We start from the raw sequence: 15,665 nt of genomic DNA, 5'->3' as shown, positions 1-15,665 counted from the left end.
CAGCAAGCTTCACCGTTGTAAATTGAAATATGTAGTTCCGTGATAGCTCAGTCGGTAGAGCAAATGACTGTTAATCATTGGGTCCCAGGTTCGAGTCCTGGTCACGGAGCCAATTTCAAACCGGGGTATAGCGCAGTCCGGTAGCGCGCCTGCTTTGGGAGCAGGATGTCAGGAGTTCGAATCCCCTTACCCCGACCATTTTTGGGTCGTTAGCTCAGTTGGTAGAGCAGTTGGACTTTTAATCCAATTGGGTCGTCGGTTCGAATCCCACACGACCCACCATTTTTGAAACCAGTTAACGCTGGGATCAGATCTTAAGATCAGAGGCCAAAAGCGCTGATCGAAGAAGAAGGCGACTGAGAGGTCGCCTTTTTTTACCGGGGTATAGCGCAGTCCGGTAGCGCGCCTGCTTTGGGAGCAGGATGTCAGGAGTTCGAATCCCCTTACCCCGACCATATTAAAAATCCTCGTATCGAAAGATACGGGGATTTTTTTGTCTTTGAAAAAGTGAATACGCTTCAAGTCGTCGTACAACTTGCCGATAACGAGCCATCGGAGCGCAAACAGCGCTTCCCTCCCGCCCATAAAAAGAAAAGGCGCTCGTTATGTTTCTTCGTCAGCTGAATATTGCCCCTCGTGCAGCGCTGGGTTTTGCCTTGATTGCGGTGCTGGTGGCATTGCTCGGGGTATTTGCACTGGGGCAGATGTCGAGCATTCGTGACAGCGAGGTGGCGGTGGAAAGCCAGTGGCTGCCGAGCATCCGTGGCGGCGACGAGATTCGCGAGATCATGCTGCGCATTCGCACCATTTCCCTGCGCATGGCCCTGGACCAGGATCCGAAGAACATCGCGCAATACCGCAGCCAGATGGACACCCGGGACAAGGAGCTGAGCGACAAGATTGCCGCCTATGACAAATTGGTCAACACCGCTGAAGGCAAGCAGTTGTATGACCAATTCAAAAGCACCTTCGCCGCATACCGCTCGGGCATCGCCCAGTCGTTCACCTTGGCCGAACAAGGTCGTCACGATGAGTTGACCAAGCTGCTGCTGGTGGACATGAAGACCGTGGTCGATGGTTCCGGCAAACAGCTCAATGACTTGGCAGATCTGTTCGCTAAACAAGTCGCCGCCGAAAGCCAGAATTCTGCAGCGCACTACGAAACATCGCGGACGATCGTCAGCCTGTTCATCGCCCTGGCGGCGCTGGCCACCGTCGGTTTGGCGATGTTGCTGACTCGCAGCATCGTGCGCCCCCTGAACGAAGCCTTGAATGCCGCAGAAAACGTGGCCCGAGGCGATCTCACCAACCCGATCCAGACCCATGGCAACGATGAAGTCAGCCGCTTGCTCAAGGCGCTGGCGACCATGCAGCAGAACCTGCGCGAAACCCTGCAAGGCATCAGCGGTTCGGCCACCCAACTGGCCACGGCGGCCGATGAATTGAACGCAGTGACTCTCGACAGCACCCAAGGCCTGCAACAGCAGAACAACGAGATCGAGCAGGCTGCCACCGCAGTCAATGAGATGACCACTGCCGTGGAGGAAGTCGCGCGCAATGCGGTGTCGACGTCTGACGCCACACGCCAGTCCAGCGAGTCGGCGCATCTGGGCCAGGAGCGAGTCAGCGAAACCGCCAGCGCCATCAGCGCCCTCGCCAGCGATGTACAACACACCGGCGAACTGGTGCAGTCGTTGGCCAATCAGTCCCAGGACATCGGCAAGGTGCTGGACGTGATTCGGGCCATCGCTGAGCAAACCAACCTGTTGGCGCTCAACGCTGCGATTGAAGCAGCGCGCGCGGGGGAGAGTGGTCGCGGTTTTGCGGTGGTCGCAGATGAAGTGCGGGCACTGGCGCATCGCACGCAGCAGTCGACCCAGGAGATCGAGCAAATGGTTCAGGGCATGCGCAGCGGGTCGAGCCTGGCGCTCGACTCCATGCAAGCCAGCGCTTCTCGGGCAGCCAGCACGTTGGTGTTGGCCGAGCGTGCCGGCGAGGCCTTGCAGACTATCACTACCTCGGTGCACGAGATTCACGAACGAAACCTGGTGATCGCCAGTGCGGCCGAAGAGCAAGCGCAAGTCGCGCGGGAAGTTGATCGCAACCTGGTGAATATCCGTGACCTGTCGGTGCGCTCTGCCGCTGGCGCCGATCAGACCAGCGCCTCCAGCCATGAACTGTCCAAACTGGCCAATGCACTGCAAGGCATGGTGCAACGCTTTCGGGTGTAAACGAAAGGCAGGTTAAACCGAGGTGAATGCATCGCGGGCAAGCCACGCTCCCACAATTGATCTTTGTTGGTCGCACATTTTGTGCGCGACGCAGATCCAATGTAGGAGCGAGGCTTGCCCGCGAAGAGGTCCTAACCAGCGCCGAAAATATTAGTGCAGTTTCAGCCGCGGCTCAGTCCCGCGCCCAATCTTGCTACCGAGCATCAACATCGCCGTCCGAAACGCGCCATACAACGCCATCTGATGCATCCGGTACAACGACACGTAAAACATCCGCGCCAGCCAGCCTTCCAGCATCACGCTGCCGGTGAGGTTGCCCATCAAGTTACCCACAGCCGAAAAACGCGACAGCGAGATCAGCGAGCCGTAATCGGTGTACTTGTACTCCGGCAATGCTTTGCCTTCGATCCGCAGCTTCAGGGATTTGGCCAGCAACGACGCCTGTTGATGCGCAGCCTGGGCCCGGGGCGGTACGTTGCGGTCGGTGCCCGGTTGCGGGCAAGCGGCGCAGTCACCGAAGGCGAAGATGTTCTCGTCGCGGCTGGTTTGCAGGGTCGGCAGCACTTGCAGCTGGTTGATGCGGTTGGTTTCCAGGCCATCGATGTCCTTCAGGAAACCCGGTGCACGAATCCCGGCGGCCCAGACTTTCAGGCTGGCGTTGATCACTTTGCCATCGGCAGTGATCAGGCTGTCGGCGGTGACTTCACTGACGGCCGCATTGGTCATGACGTTGACCCCGAGTTTCTCCAGGGTTTTATGCACAGGCCCGCCGATACGTTCCGGCAAGGCTGGCAGCACCCGTGGCCCGGCTTCGATCAGGGTGATGTGCATGTTTTCCGGTTTGATCCGGTCCAGACCGTAGGCTGCCAATTCATGGGCGGCGTTGTGCAGTTCTGCCGCCAGCTCGACGCCAGTGGCCCCGGCGCCAACGATGGCCACGCTGATTTGCTCCTCGACATCGGTTTGCCCGGCATGGGCGCGCAGGTAATGGTTGAGCAATTGCTGATGAAAACGCTCGGCCTGTTTGCGGGTGTCGAGGAACAGGCAGTGCTGCGCTGCGCCCTGGGTGCCGAAATCGTTGGTGGTACTGCCGACGGCAATCACCAGCGAGTCGTAGCCCAGTTCACGGGCCGGCACCAGTTCCACGCCGGCGTCGTCGTAGGTGGCGGCCAGCTGGATTTTTTCTGTGCGCGATCAAGCCCGCTCATGCGCCCCAGCTGGAACTCGAAGTGGTTCCATTTCGCTTGGGCAACATAGTTGAGTTCGTCTTCGGATGAGTTCAGCGACCCTGCCGCCACTTCGTGCAACAGCGGTTTCCATATGTGGGTCAGGTTCGCGTCGACCAGCATCACACTGGCCGTGCCGCGCTTGCCCAGAGTCTTACCCAGACGGGTAGCCAACTCCAGACCGCCGGCGCCGCCGCCAACGATAACAATACGATGAGTCATGGGGATATCTCGCAAGGCTAAAAGAAATCGGTGCGATTACCCGAGCGAGCGCGAGGCAGCTCATAGCGTCAGGTAACTGATCAGTCGGCTCAACAGGCCCAAACCAATGGTCACTGCCAGCACCACCACCAGGAGCATCCACGGCCTGAAAGGCCGGCGCTCGACTTGGTGTTGGGACAAGTGCAGGTACTCTTCGACATGCTTCTGGTCGTCGGGGTTCAGGCGGCTGGTCATATTAGGCCTCGTCAGGGGAGTAGACGTTGCTGAATGTGTAGAAGCTACAGGCAGATTTAACGAACGTTGAACGGAGCATAGCCGCTGTCCGGGATGGGCTCGACACTCACCGTATCGTCCAGTCGAATGATTCCACTTTGTATCACTCGGGCGGTGATTCCGCCATGGCCGCGAACGGCCTGAAATGTCCCGGGGCCGAGGTTGTTTTGAAGACGTGCGCAAGGTTGGCACCAGCCGGTGGTTTCGAAAATCGCCTGGCCGATTTTGAAGCGACGTCCCTTGAGGCTGAACAGGTTAATACCGCTGATAGCGAGGTTGCGCCGCAATTCATCAGGCAGCACCGGTTTTTCGTCCGGGCGTCCCATCAGCGAACTGATCACAGCCAGATGTTCCCACTGAATCAGCGTCACTTGCCGCGCATTGCGTACTCCGGGACGGGCGCGATCACCGGTCAGACCTGCCTCAAGTCGCGCTTCCACGGCATCCAGTTCGATCATCGGCACGTGAGGTTCCGGGCGCACACCGATCCAGCGCACGCGACCTTGTTGCGGCACTTCGGCAATCAATTCCTGCAACGGGCTCAAAGGCTGATCCCGACGTCGAAGACGATGCTGCGTCCCAGGTTGCTGCGCAGGAAATCCGGGGCATCCGGATGGGCAAAGAGCACGCGGGCGAACGTCGGGCCGACCAGCGATAACGAGCGCCAGCCTTGGCGCAGGTATTCGGTGGGTGGCGGGAAATGGCTGTTCAGGTCCAGCACTTCGCGCTTGAGACTGGCGAAGGCGATGATATCGAGCTCCCCCAAGTCCATCCCGCGTTCTTTGTAGTTGTGGGCTTTTTTGCGCAAGGTCGGCGCCAGTCTCAGCAAGAACTCATTGGCCGGAATGCGCCGGGGCTTGGCCTCGCGGCGCACCAGCGAACTCAGGGAAAACGCGCTGCGCCGACGTTGCAGTTCGTCGCGCCATTCGTCGTTGAGGCGCCGGCCTTCGTCGAGCACGAAGAACACCTCGAAACTGGCGTCTCGAAACAGCACGTCCGGTGGCTCGCCGGCCGGGGCGAATTCGTCCGCGCGATAGGGAATGTTCAAGCCTTGCAGCAGGCGTTGACAGACCCAACGCTCACGCTCCCATTTGCGGGCATTGGACAGGAACGCGTTGGCTTGCTCGGCCGCGATGGTCAGCAGGCGTAAATAATCTGAGTCATCCATAGGCCCAAGCTTAGCGTTCAAATGTGATCTTAATAAATAAAGTCTTTCACAAGAGAAAAAGGCTGTCGTGATTTTCAGGGCTCTGCGCGAGGTGGGGCTTAGGAAGCAATTGGCTCGATTCTTCCTGGGAGCCTCAGATCATTGAGGGATTATTACCCTCGATCGTCTGGAGGAATGTGTGGTTCATTTACACGCGAGCAACTTTCTCCGAGCTTGGTTGCCTGGTCGTGTATGAAGGGGGTGGCACCTCCTGGCGCCGCCGCCCTTCAGAGACATATCTTGCTAGCTCATACGGAGCGCGGCTGACAGGTTTTTGCCGCTGGTTAACTGACGGGTGCTGAGCGAAAACGACCTGACAGTCTTGGTTTTATCGCGCCGCCGCTGTTTTCAGTTCCCACGGTTTAAAACTCAGCCACAACAACACCCCCGGTATCTGCAACGCAATCATCACTCCCAGCGACCACTGATAAGCCTCCACGGGGTGCCCTTGCCCGGTTGCCGGCCACAGGTTCAGAATTTCCCCCATCAACCACTGCAGGACGAACGCCAGCACGAACACCACCAGATTGAACGACGAACTGACCCGCCCGGCCAGTTCAGGCGATACCGACTGAGCCACGATCGCGTAGTTCATGGTGGTGGAGGTACCGAAGAAGCTGAAACCCATAGCAATCAGCAGCGGCGATACAGGCAGTCCGCTGATCATCAGCGATTGAAATACGATGAAGATCGAAACCCCGGCGCCGCACACCATGATCGGCTGCACGCCAAAGCGCCGCAGGTAGTCGGTGATCGAGCCGAAGGCCAGCGAGCCTGCCACCATCGCCACGGTGCCCCAGAGCAAGGTATTGGCCATGCTGGACTCGTTCAACTGGGCGACATCGCGTAGCCACGGTCCCATCCAAAGCGACAGCACCGACATGTAGATCGCATGGGCAAACACCGAGTACAACGCCAGTCGCCAGAATACCCAGGAGGAGTAAAGCGTCCCCACGGCCTTGGACATTTCGGCGAGAGTGGTGTGTTTGGGTTTGTAGGTGCGCGGCACGCTGAGATGAATGACCACGCAGACGAACAACGTCAGCAGCGCCAGAATCAAAAATGCTTCACGCCATGAGATCCACTTGAGCAGTTCATGCAACGGCGTGGTGGACGCCATGGCACCCAGGCCGCCTACCGATAACAGGCACGCCGTACTCAGCGGCAGGCGTTCGACCGGCAGCCAGATGGCGCACGCCTTGATCGCACTCATCAGCGAACCGGCAACACCCAGGCCGATCAGGCCGCGACCAATGATCAGACCCAGTTCGGTATGGGAGAAGCTGAAAATCAGCGAGCCCAATACAGCGAACAGCAGCATGGGGGCCTGCACGCTGCGCGGACCGTAGCGGTCGAGCATGACGCCCAGCGGAATCTGCGCCGCGGCGAAAGTCAGAAAGTACACGCCGGTCAGCAGGCCCAGGCTGCTGGCGGGCAGGTGCAGTTCCCGTTCCAGATCCACGTAGATCAAGGCGTTGACAGTACGAAACAGGTAAGACACAAAATGCCCGAGTCCAAAGGGGACGAATATGGTCAAAAACAAGTATAAAAATGTGTGTTTGACTTCCTGATCGGCCTTGGCGCAAGAACCTATATTCTCATTGCTCATGTTGGAAGAGCCTCGCATGTGGAAAAGGTTGTGCGTATTTCACAGCAGAAACGCCCCCGCTCTTCTTCAAGCCAAAGCTCATCGGGGCGCGGCCGCATTTCCGAGAACTTCACCTGACCGGCGTTCTTCAACGCGTTGGTGATGCCGTCGAAGGACAACGGGTTGTCGAAGTCGAGAAACAACGGTTTGGGTTCGGTATCGATCTTGACGAAGGCATAACGGGGCAAGCCATGATCGGCGGCCCAGGCACGCCATTGCAGTGTGTGTTCAAGCTCGTCGACCGAGCCCTTCGGCTCGGGCAGACAGTCGCTGGCGAACAGCCAGGAGGCGCGCTTATAGAGGGTGCGGCCCAACCAGATACGTCGGCGCTCGTGTTTGGCCACTGCGCTGCCGGCCAGGGCGAAGCCCAGCCGATGCATTGGGGTGGAATACACGCACAGCAAGTCTTCACTGAACTGCCCCAGGGCATCCACCACCTGTAGGCGCCCCTCCACCCGCAGCACTTTTGCCCTGCCTGCGGCAAATTGCTGGTTCGGCGCGACACAACCGCCACCCGAAGGCAGCACCAATTGCAGGTACGTGGGCTGTAACGGCCAGTCGATGTGCGAACGTTGGTAACTGTCGGGCGAGTCCGCCAGCACCAGACGAGGGCGTTGGAAAATCGCCTCTACCTGTTGGTTTATCTGAATATTGAACGGTCCGAATGGCGCGGCAACGGGCTGGCTCAGCGTATGGACTGCCGGATGCACTTCACCCACGATGATTTCGTAGTCGCCGCGATTGAACGCCGCCACCGACGCACTGGAAAGCAGGATGTCCGGAGAGTGATAGTCGCTGCCAAAGACCTCGAAGCCGGCGACATCCAGATCGACGTTCAACAGGGCGATCAGGCGTTCGATGTCGCCCGCACACAGTTGCACCTCGGGGGCTGGGAAGTCCTGCAGCAGTTGCGTCCAGGCTGTTTCCAGGCGCTGATCGAGGTCGAGGATGAGGCGCGCTTCAAGTGCCGGCAACAGAGGAGCAAGGGTGTTGAGCAGGTCGAGAAAATCTACAGGCTGATCGGGACTGGCAGCCTGGCGCTGCTCCCAGACTTCAATGAACGCTTCATTGAGCTGATGCGCGATGGCTTTGATCAGCCACTGATTGATGTGCATCAGCGGCGCCAGCTCTTCGTTGACCTGGCTGAGCATTGCTTGGCCGAGGCTGATGTCCAGGTTTCTCGAACAATCTTCGTACACCGGATAACGGCCGACATACATGGCGCCGGTTTCCCGGCTGAGGTCGACCCCGGCCTCTCCGAGCACTTGGTTCAAGCTCTCCAGGCATTCGGTCCGGCGCAGCAGGTCGCCGTGGGCATAATCACGGCGCAAGCCTTCCAATGCTTCAAGGCGCGATTGCCAGCCCTGGCCGAACTCAGCGCAGACTCCTGCGTTGGTCAGGCAGCGCTGCAACCGCACGATGGGGTTGCGCTCGCGAGGCGATATTTGCCAGCCTCGGCGCACGATCCGTTTGCTTATCAGGTGTTCCAGCAGATCGTGCAACGTGCCTGGCGCGACGTCGGCACAGACGCTCGATATCCCGGCAAAAGTCGGTTCCCGCCCCTGTTGGTCGCTGATGTACTGCAGTACCTGCGCGGTTTGCGGGTTGAGATGCTGGCTTTTGCCGATCGGCATGAACAGGACCTGTCCTTGCAGATAGCAACCGGTATTGAGCTGCAACGGCATGCGGTCGGTGTCTGGACATTGCCGGTTGATCTGTTCGACCAGTCGTTGCACCACCCAATTCTCGAAGAAGGTGTGGCGCTCCTTGATCCACGCCCTGTCACCCTGGGTCAGACGTACATTGTCAGTCTGGTGGGCATCGAACCGGCCCCAGGCCAAAGGTCCGAAAAAACTCGAGGTATCGTTCTTGGCGCAAAAACGTTGCGCGTAACTCCAGCCCAAACGCAGCTTCTGCTTTTTGCGGGTATCGTTTCTGCTGTACCGATCCCGGACCAGCTCACTGATGCGTGTCATCGCCGAGGGGTTGGATATGAACAAGGCCTCGGCCACCGCGTCGTCATCCAGGAAGTCGATCAGCCCTTGGCGGGCACTTTCCAGGTAGGCGTCATATTCCTGGACGGCCTCTTCACGTGCCGCAGTCCGCTTCAATAAACCGTTCCAGTGCTGCAAAGGCTCGGCCAATGACTCGCGCAGTACTTGCGGCAGGTCAGAAAGTTGCAGGACTTGGTGCTCGTTGAGTTTGCGGATAAGTTTGCGGCAGGCCTGGGGCGAGTGCGAGTTGGCCTCCTCAAGCAGCGTTGCCTTCAACGCCTGCAATGAGCGGAAGTCTTGTTCAAAGACGCGGCACGATGGCAGGTCGGCGAACCGGCCCAGATCCGTCAAGTGGTGAATGGGAAAACCGGTCGAGCGCAGCCAGAAGTACTGTGAGCTTTCCATATTCTAGACCGGCATCCTGATGGCGTTGAGTTGTTGCAATTTACCGAGCAATGCCAGGTCTTCGCCGCTGGGTTGCGCGGCGTCGGCGCAACTCAGCATCTGCATCAAGGTGACGAGCGACTGCGGTTGCTCCAGGCATCGATACAGGTGCGCCGCGCGCGGGCTGATGAGCGTGAATTTGTGGCGGGCCTCGGGGTTGGGCAAATACACCAGGATGTGTTGGCTGGTTTCTTCCGGGCTGCTGCGCCCCAGCAGGCTTTTATCCCGCAACCAGTGCGACAGCGCATAGCGGCTCTGGTAAATGCGCGCACCATCAGTGCGCTGATAATGGCCGGGCACGACGGCGCTGATTTCCACCAATCCGGTGTAGAGGCGCACACATTCGCGCTCAAGCCCCATCAGGTCACGGATTTGCGGGTAGGGCGCGAGTTCCTGGCGTTCGAGCATAAAGCCCAGCGCCGCATCGCAATAGCCATAAACCCGTGGCCCGTAATCGAACCAATTTTGTTGGCGCAAAAAGGCCTTGGACAATGCCGGCAGATCCAGCCCGATGTTGAGCAGTGCGCGCAACGTCAGCGGGGCACCGGTTTCCAGCGCATTGATAAACGAATTGACCAGGCGGAACTGATAGTTCTCGACGAACCATTTCACCCGCTCAAACTGACTGGCATAGGCCTGCAGAATCGCCCGCTCGTCATCGGGAAAATGTTCCAGCCATTGCGTCGCGCCCTGAGCGTCGTACAACTGCTGCTGCAGTGTTTCATCGCGAAGCAGGCGTCGCCACAGCTTCCAGACCTGCTCAGCATCCATGCGTCAGTTCCTTTACCGGTGTTGTGTAGTGATTCCAGATTTTCTGTGCGCGCCGCACATCGCTGACGATCATGTGTTCGTCGTTGGCGTCCATCACGCGTGTGAGCGCATGGTGGGCCTGCCCCTGGTATTCCAGGATGATCGCCGAAGGCTGGGTGCGGGACATCAGATCCTCGTATAGATCCCAGACAGGTTCGGGCACACACGAGTCATGCCAGTCGTGGTAAAGCCCTTCGTGCCAGCTGCCGCCCGCCAGATGCACCGAGATCACCTTGTCCAATGGCAAGGTGTCGAGGTAGTCGCGCAAGTCGAAATTTTTCAGGTTCAAGTGATTGGTGTAGATGTTGTGCAAGTCCAGGTGCAAGAAGGTTCCGGACTGCTGCACGAGCCTGGCCAGGAACTCGGCTTCACGCATTTCCGCGCCCGGGCATTGCAGGTAATAGGCGGCGTTTTCATGGGCCAGCGGCATTCCGTAACGGGCCTGCAACGTCTTCGCGCGTTCGGCGCAACGGAGCACCTCGGCATTGGAAAACTGCAGCGGGCTGCTCCAGATATCCAGCCAGGAGTTGTCGCCATAAAAACAATGGTTGGCAACCCATGGGCTGTTCAACATCTTGGCCAAGGGCACATGGCGTTGCACGGCGGCGGTTTCTTCGATAGGGCTGAAACCGAAGTCGCAACCGTAATTGGAATGCGCCAGCAAGGTGAACTTCTCCGCCAGCCGATTGATCATCGCCTGGGCTGCGGGCCTGATAATCTGCGGGCCATCCATGGGGGCCATGATGTTGTCGAGAAGGATTTCCAGCACATCGACTTCGATGTCCTCAAATGGAAACCAGTCGAGAATCTCGGGGTTGTACTGGATACCCACACCAATCGGTTCGGGCTTAACGAAATGAGCCATGTGGTTGCCCAGTCAGAGAAAGAGGACGGCTCCCTCGACGTAACGCCGAGGAAGCGCGATGCGATCAGGCGAAAACTTTGCTTTCGATGATTTCGATATCGTCGAGGTCGAACTCCTCGAACGCCGTTTCGTTGAGGGCTTGCGGTGCGACGTTGGTGGTGGATTCGGTGGTGAGTTCATCCGTGTTGGCGATAGCCGGGGTCACTGTAGATTGAGTCATGACACTGTCCTTATGGGTGGTTGAAAAGGCGAATCAAGGTGGCTGCGGTGAAGCACCAGGCGATTACCCAGCCCAGGCAGGTCAACAGGAATGTGCCCCAGTAGAGCCTGCGCAATGCAGGGGGAACCGTTTCCAGCGGCGCGGTGCGCCAATGGCGCTTTACATGGTTGAAAGCGCGCTGACGCAGGCGTGGTTGCCCGAGCACTTCGGTAATCGCCAGGTATGTGTCGCCATTGAAGATGGGCAGCAGCGTCGGTACGAGGGAAATGAACGATGCCACGATCATCACCACAAAAAGCGCCGGTAAACCCCCTTGGGTATCACGGAACATTGCCCACAGGGCTATGCCCACTCCGGCATAAAGCAGGCTGACCAAGGGACCTGCCAGGATGGTGATCACCCGCTGGTTGAGCGGAAGCTGCGACCATTGCGACTGCACCGGACGTACCCAACCGGTGGCCAGCAACACGTAGATGCCGATACCGAAATCGTTGACCTTGACCCCATAGTGACGACAGGCCATCGCGTGCCCCAATTCGTGAAGGGCGATGGATGTCAAAATGACCGGGAAGTGCCAGAGCAACCAGCGGTAACTGTGGATATAGGTCTCGCCCGCATCGGCCATGAACGTGTCGAAGTGCGCGCCCAGGTACACGAAGCTCGCCAGGGCGAGGGCCAGCAACGGCAAAATGAATGCCGCGCGACAGCACCAGGGCGCCAACCGGTAAATATGATCGAGCAATCGCTGCGGGTCGGTTTTCACCAGATTAATCAGCAGATGCTCTTTTAGCGGACCGTAGGTGATGCCCGTGGCGGGGTCGCGCAGGTCCTTTTTATGATCGGTTTGCTCGCTGCTCAGCAGTTTCAGGTGGAGCAGCTTGCGCTCGAATTGCGCAAGCTTCTCAGGGCTGACCTCTGATTCGATGCTGCGCAAGGGCGGCGTCGGCAATGTCTTGCTGGCTTCGCTGGCCATCGAAGAGCAAAGCGAGTGAGTACTCGGCCCGGCCCAGTTCAAAGCCAATATCATTACGAGGGTCGTAGAGGTTGTAGCGCCCCGCCCCCGAATCGGCTGGCGGCGGGGTCACGACCAGGTCATCCCTGAAGCAGGAATGGACTTGGGTGCTCGATTTTTCGAGGACACAGGCCGAGGCACTCATGCGCGGGCTCGCAACGCGTGCAGGCTGGGCATATAAGACTCCTGAAGCGCCTTGCGACCCTGGGCCTTAATGCTTTCGAGGTGTTCGGTGGCAGGCTGGGCACAAGCGCGCCCCAGCACGAACACCGCTCCCGGCCGAGTCGGCCCGCACACGGGCTCATGGGTGGTCCGGATCGGTTCCCAGCCATGCAGGCACATCAAGTACTCGATGCTGCTGGCACTCAGGTAACGGCGATGGTTATGGGTTAGAAACCCTTGCTCGATGCCATAGCCCAGCGCGCGACCTTCAATCAACAGCAACCCGTCCTCGGCACTGGCCTGTCGGCAAAGTTGCATGACTTGGTTGACGTCATGAACATGTTCCAGCGAACCATTGATGATGATCAGGTTGTAATCACCACTGGGGCTCATACGTTCGGCACCCACCAGGTCGATGTCCAGGCCGATATTTTTGCCGTATTCCACGTAGGCCCTATCGGGGTCATTGCCTCTTACTGTCCAGCCCCGCTTAGCGAAGGGAATCATCAGGCCGCCGGCGGAACAACCGACGTCAAGCATTTTGCCTTTGGCGGGAAGCACATCTTGCAAGTAGCGACACAGGTGTTCGCCACGGCGTACCTGGTCGAGAAAGAAGGCGCGCTCCGGTTCCGTATTGCCGAACAGGCTCAGGCGGTAGAATTTGTCGTAGTAAGCGCTGTAGAAGGCTTCATCGAAGCGGTATTGCTGGAAAATATGCCCACAATCCTGGCAACCGAGCACCGGCAATGCCATTGCCTGGTCACCGGGGCCCTGGACACTCTCCAACAAAACCCAATGCTCTTTGGAATTGCACAGTTCACAATTCATTTTCTGCGCGCGAAATGTCTCAGGCATTTGCAGAAGTTGCAAATACTGTTGTTCTATAGTTGTATTCACGATGACATCCCGGTCACTTGATGCAGAAGAAACCTTCAAAGCAAATATACTTGAATATACTGGTTATATCCTTGAAGCCGGCCCGGGATAACATGTCGATATTGCCAGCCGTGGAGAAAGGTTCAAGTACACCTTTCAAACTTCTGGTTTTAGCCAGGATTTCATCGGCGTTATAACCTTGGTCGCGCTTATAATCTACATATAGGCTACTGAGGATGTCTTGAAAACGTGCATCTGGGCCGCGTACTTTTTCAAACATGATAAAAGTGCCGCCCCAGTTCAAGGACTCGTAGATACGATCGAACAAGGCTTGGCGAATACGCGGGTGCACAAACTGGATAGTGTAGTAAGCAACTATCAGATCGCTTTTTTCGTAGGGAAAGGTCAGGATATCGTCGGTAATGAAGCTGACGTTGTGCTGCGGTGATGCACTCAAGAGCTCATTCGCCTTGCGGGTCATGGCATCTTCTACATCAATACCCACCCACTTCGCCGAGGCGCAGTGGCGCTGTGCAAGCTGCCGAGTAAGGGTGCCGGTTGAACTACCAAGTTCGTAGCAGATGCTATCGCTCTTTACAAAAAAGTCGCTGAGCGACAGCACAATGTCGTGTCCATCCTTATATTTAGGTACGGACTTCGATACATGCGAGTCAAAGTGCTGCGGGGTCGCGCCTCCGAAACTCCATGAGGCATTACTGGATTCTACGCCGTCACCGACGGTTTCGTAGAGAGTGGCAGGCGAAGTCATTTGGGAAGACATGTATGTCACATCCTTGTCCAATCACAATGAGAGCACGTTAGTGCAACGAGATTCCTTTCTTCTCGACGAGAGAATATCCAGTCTTAATTAGTGTGTCATCATTTTTCTACGGGAAATAACTACTTTATATGCACCAATTCAGTGCGCGAATCCGTGATAAAACGCGAAATTGTGCAATCCTGCTTTGGCGCCGGAGTTCTGACGCAAAACGACTCGATAAAACGAGAGCCAGGTCACAAGCGCCACCGGAAACAGGCTTATTCAAACCTGGCAAGAAACCGGACTTGATCTGACCCTATTGTCTATCGGCTCCAAGGGGGCCATTCAAGGCAATGTCATGTGCAGCGACCTTCTAAAACACGCGCGACGGTACACACTCTCCGGCCCCTTTAATCGGTAGCTGCTTTGGGCCGCGGACTAGGCATGCGAAACGGTCGATGTAGACTGGCAGTCGCTGCGCGTGTGCGCCTCAACTAAGGGAATGACGTGAAATATTGGCCGGTGTTACTGCTCAGTCTTCTGCCTCTTCTGGCCCAGGCGCTGGAGGTAGGCGAGCGATTGGCACCCTGGACCCTGCTCGATCAGTTCGATCAGGCCTACAGCCTCGACAACCAGACGCAGACGTTGCTGGTGGCACGCAGCATGAACGCCGCGAAACTGGTTGATGCCGCGTTACAAGGTCAGCCCAAGGGGTTTCTGGAGGCGCGACACACAGTATTCGTCGCTGACATCCAGCGCATGCCTCGGCTGATTGCAAAAATGTTCGCCGTGCCCGCCATGCGCGCCTATGCCTATCGGGTCATGCTTGACCGTGATGGCCGCGTGGCGCCGCGCTACCCCGGGGCTGTGGATAACGTGCTGTGGTTACAGCTCAAGGACGGTCAATTGGTTGAGCAGCACGAATACGCTAGCGCTGCGCAATTGCGTGAGGCGCTGGAGAAGGTCCGGCCATGATAAGCGCCGAGCTGCTGTCACCGCAGAGCCTGACAGTCGGCTGGCTGATTTATGTGCCCGTGGTGATTTGGGCGATCTGCCGCGCTCCGTGGGTCGAGTTATTCTCCGACCGGCGTCGGCAGCATTTGCTGTTTGGCACGGTGTTCGCGCTGTTTATGCTGTGGTTGGTGCGACGGGATTTTGATACCGGCGTGTCGTATCACTTTATCGGCATGACGGCGGTGACGCTCTTGTTGGACTGGCCGCTGGCGATTGTCGGTGGATTGGTCGCGCAACTGGGGCTGGTGCTGCTTGGGCGACAGGATTTGGTGGCTGTCGGGGTGAATGGCTCGCTGCTGATTCTGCTTCCTGTACTGGTCACCGAGTGCTGCGCGATCCTGGTGGAGCGGGCGCAACCGCGTAATCCCTTTGTGTATATCTTCGTTTCCGGTTTCTTTGCGGCGGCGCTGTCGGCATTGCTCTGTCTGCTGGTGGGGCTCTGGTTGCTGTGGTTCGACGAAATTTTTGCCATGCCGTACTGGCTGGAAGACTTCATCGGCTATCTGTGGCTGATCATCTTTCCCGAGGCATTCATCAACGGCATGGTGATCAGCGCATTGGTGGTGTTTAGCCCCGAATGGCTGGAGACGTTCAATCGCACCCGCTACCTTTCGGCACCGTGGAAAGACGACGACCCCAAGTCTTGATCCACATCAAATCCCTCAATCACTGACGCTTCCATGCTTCGGGAAACCTACAGG

Annotated in this window: 14 protein-coding genes, 4 tRNA genes and 1 pseudogene; 7 read left to right on the top strand and 12 right to left on the bottom strand. The window is 57.7% G+C overall.

Annotated features, from left to right (window positions below):
* Window positions 1–36: 36 nt before the first annotated feature.
* The 5 genes from RHM58_RS03630 (at window position 37) to RHM58_RS03610 (ending at window position 2,231) form a co-directional block, all read left to right on the top strand.
* Window positions 37–112, top strand: a tRNA-Asn gene (locus RHM58_RS03630).
* 9 nt (window positions 113–121) lie between these two features.
* Window positions 122–198: transfer RNA gene (locus RHM58_RS03625), tRNA-Pro, on the top strand.
* Window positions 199–203: 5 nt separating this feature from the next.
* A tRNA-Lys gene (locus tag RHM58_RS03620) sits at window positions 204–282 on the top strand.
* 96 nt (window positions 283–378) lie between these two features.
* Window positions 379–455: transfer RNA gene (locus RHM58_RS03615), tRNA-Pro, on the top strand.
* Between the two features lie 150 nt (window positions 456–605).
* Entirely contained in the window at window positions 606–2,231 is a 1,626-nt protein-coding gene (locus RHM58_RS03610) for a methyl-accepting chemotaxis protein (protein WP_201198047.1), read from the top strand.
* A gap of 150 nt (window positions 2,232–2,381) precedes the next feature.
* On the opposite strand, the pseudogene RHM58_RS03605 reads toward RHM58_RS03610, so the two are convergent.
* The 12 genes and pseudogenes from RHM58_RS03605 to RHM58_RS03550 all read right to left on the bottom strand — a co-directional run bounded on the left by RHM58_RS03605 (window position 2,382) and on the right by RHM58_RS03550 (window position 13,971).
* Window positions 2,382–3,679 (bottom strand): annotated as a pseudogene (locus RHM58_RS03605) (NAD(P)/FAD-dependent oxidoreductase).
* A gap of 60 nt (window positions 3,680–3,739) precedes the next feature.
* Window positions 3,740–3,913, bottom strand: coding sequence for a DUF3094 domain-containing protein (locus tag RHM58_RS03600; RefSeq protein ID WP_007938396.1), 174 nt, complete (start codon window positions 3,911–3,913; stop codon window positions 3,740–3,742).
* 56 nt (window positions 3,914–3,969) lie between these two features.
* Window positions 3,970–4,497, bottom strand: a complete 528-nt coding sequence (locus RHM58_RS03595; RefSeq protein WP_201198045.1) for an MOSC domain-containing protein — start codon at window positions 4,495–4,497, stop codon at window positions 3,970–3,972.
* Window positions 4,494–5,120, bottom strand: a complete 627-nt coding sequence (locus tag RHM58_RS03590) for a DUF1780 domain-containing protein (protein WP_008154887.1) — start codon at window positions 5,118–5,120, stop codon at window positions 4,494–4,496. The genes RHM58_RS03595 and RHM58_RS03590 overlap by 4 nt, the downstream gene beginning before the upstream one ends.
* A 367-nt stretch (window positions 5,121–5,487) precedes the next feature.
* On the bottom strand, window positions 5,488–6,768 hold the full coding sequence (locus tag RHM58_RS03585; RefSeq protein ID WP_201255788.1) for an MFS transporter: 1,281 nt from the start codon (window positions 6,766–6,768) through the stop codon (window positions 5,488–5,490).
* Complete coding sequence (locus RHM58_RS03580) at window positions 6,765–9,206, bottom strand: lantibiotic dehydratase (RefSeq protein ID WP_322269679.1); 2,442 nt, start codon at window positions 9,204–9,206, stop codon at window positions 6,765–6,767. Before RHM58_RS03580 ends, RHM58_RS03585 begins: the two co-directional genes overlap by 4 nt.
* A gap of 3 nt (window positions 9,207–9,209) precedes the next feature.
* Entirely contained in the window at window positions 9,210–10,016 is an 807-nt protein-coding gene (locus RHM58_RS03575; RefSeq protein ID WP_201255790.1) for a hypothetical protein, read from the bottom strand.
* Entirely contained in the window at window positions 10,006–10,920 is a 915-nt protein-coding gene (locus RHM58_RS03570) for a DUF692 domain-containing protein (protein WP_322269678.1), read from the bottom strand. The genes RHM58_RS03575 and RHM58_RS03570 overlap by 11 nt, the downstream gene beginning before the upstream one ends.
* A gap of 64 nt (window positions 10,921–10,984) precedes the next feature.
* The gene (locus RHM58_RS03565) at window positions 10,985–11,140 is read right to left on the bottom strand and encodes a TglA family RiPP precursor (RefSeq protein WP_201255792.1); all 156 of its coding nucleotides are present in this window, start codon (window positions 11,138–11,140) and stop codon (window positions 10,985–10,987) included.
* Between the two features lie 10 nt (window positions 11,141–11,150).
* The gene (locus RHM58_RS03560) at window positions 11,151–12,167 is read right to left on the bottom strand and encodes a M50 family metallopeptidase (RefSeq protein ID WP_322269677.1); all 1,017 of its coding nucleotides are present in this window, start codon (window positions 12,165–12,167) and stop codon (window positions 11,151–11,153) included.
* 126 nt (window positions 12,168–12,293) lie between these two features.
* Window positions 12,294–13,103: a class I SAM-dependent methyltransferase gene (locus RHM58_RS03555; RefSeq protein ID WP_322269676.1), complete on the bottom strand. Its 810-nt coding sequence runs from the start codon at window positions 13,101–13,103 to the stop codon at window positions 12,294–12,296.
* Between the two features lie 121 nt (window positions 13,104–13,224).
* A complete protein-coding gene (locus RHM58_RS03550) occupies window positions 13,225–13,971 on the bottom strand; it encodes a methyltransferase domain-containing protein (RefSeq protein ID WP_242486279.1) in 747 nt (248 codons plus the stop codon).
* A 486-nt stretch (window positions 13,972–14,457) separates the two neighbouring features.
* Between RHM58_RS03550 and RHM58_RS03545 the strand changes: the two genes are divergently transcribed.
* Window positions 14,458–14,925, top strand: a complete 468-nt coding sequence (locus tag RHM58_RS03545) for an FAD/FMN-containing dehydrogenase (protein ID WP_201255794.1) — start codon at window positions 14,458–14,460, stop codon at window positions 14,923–14,925.
* Entirely contained in the window at window positions 14,922–15,611 is a 690-nt protein-coding gene (locus RHM58_RS03540; protein ID WP_322269674.1) for an energy-coupling factor ABC transporter permease, read from the top strand. The genes RHM58_RS03545 and RHM58_RS03540 overlap by 4 nt, the downstream gene beginning before the upstream one ends.
* Window positions 15,612–15,665: the final 54 nt, after the last annotated feature.

It is taken from the genome of Pseudomonas sp. 10S4, assembly GCF_034344865.1.
Classification (GTDB): domain Bacteria; phylum Pseudomonadota; class Gammaproteobacteria; order Pseudomonadales; family Pseudomonadaceae; genus Aquipseudomonas.
The sequence above is the reverse complement of the archived record's forward strand: the minus strand, read 5'-3'. Positions and strand labels throughout refer to the sequence as shown.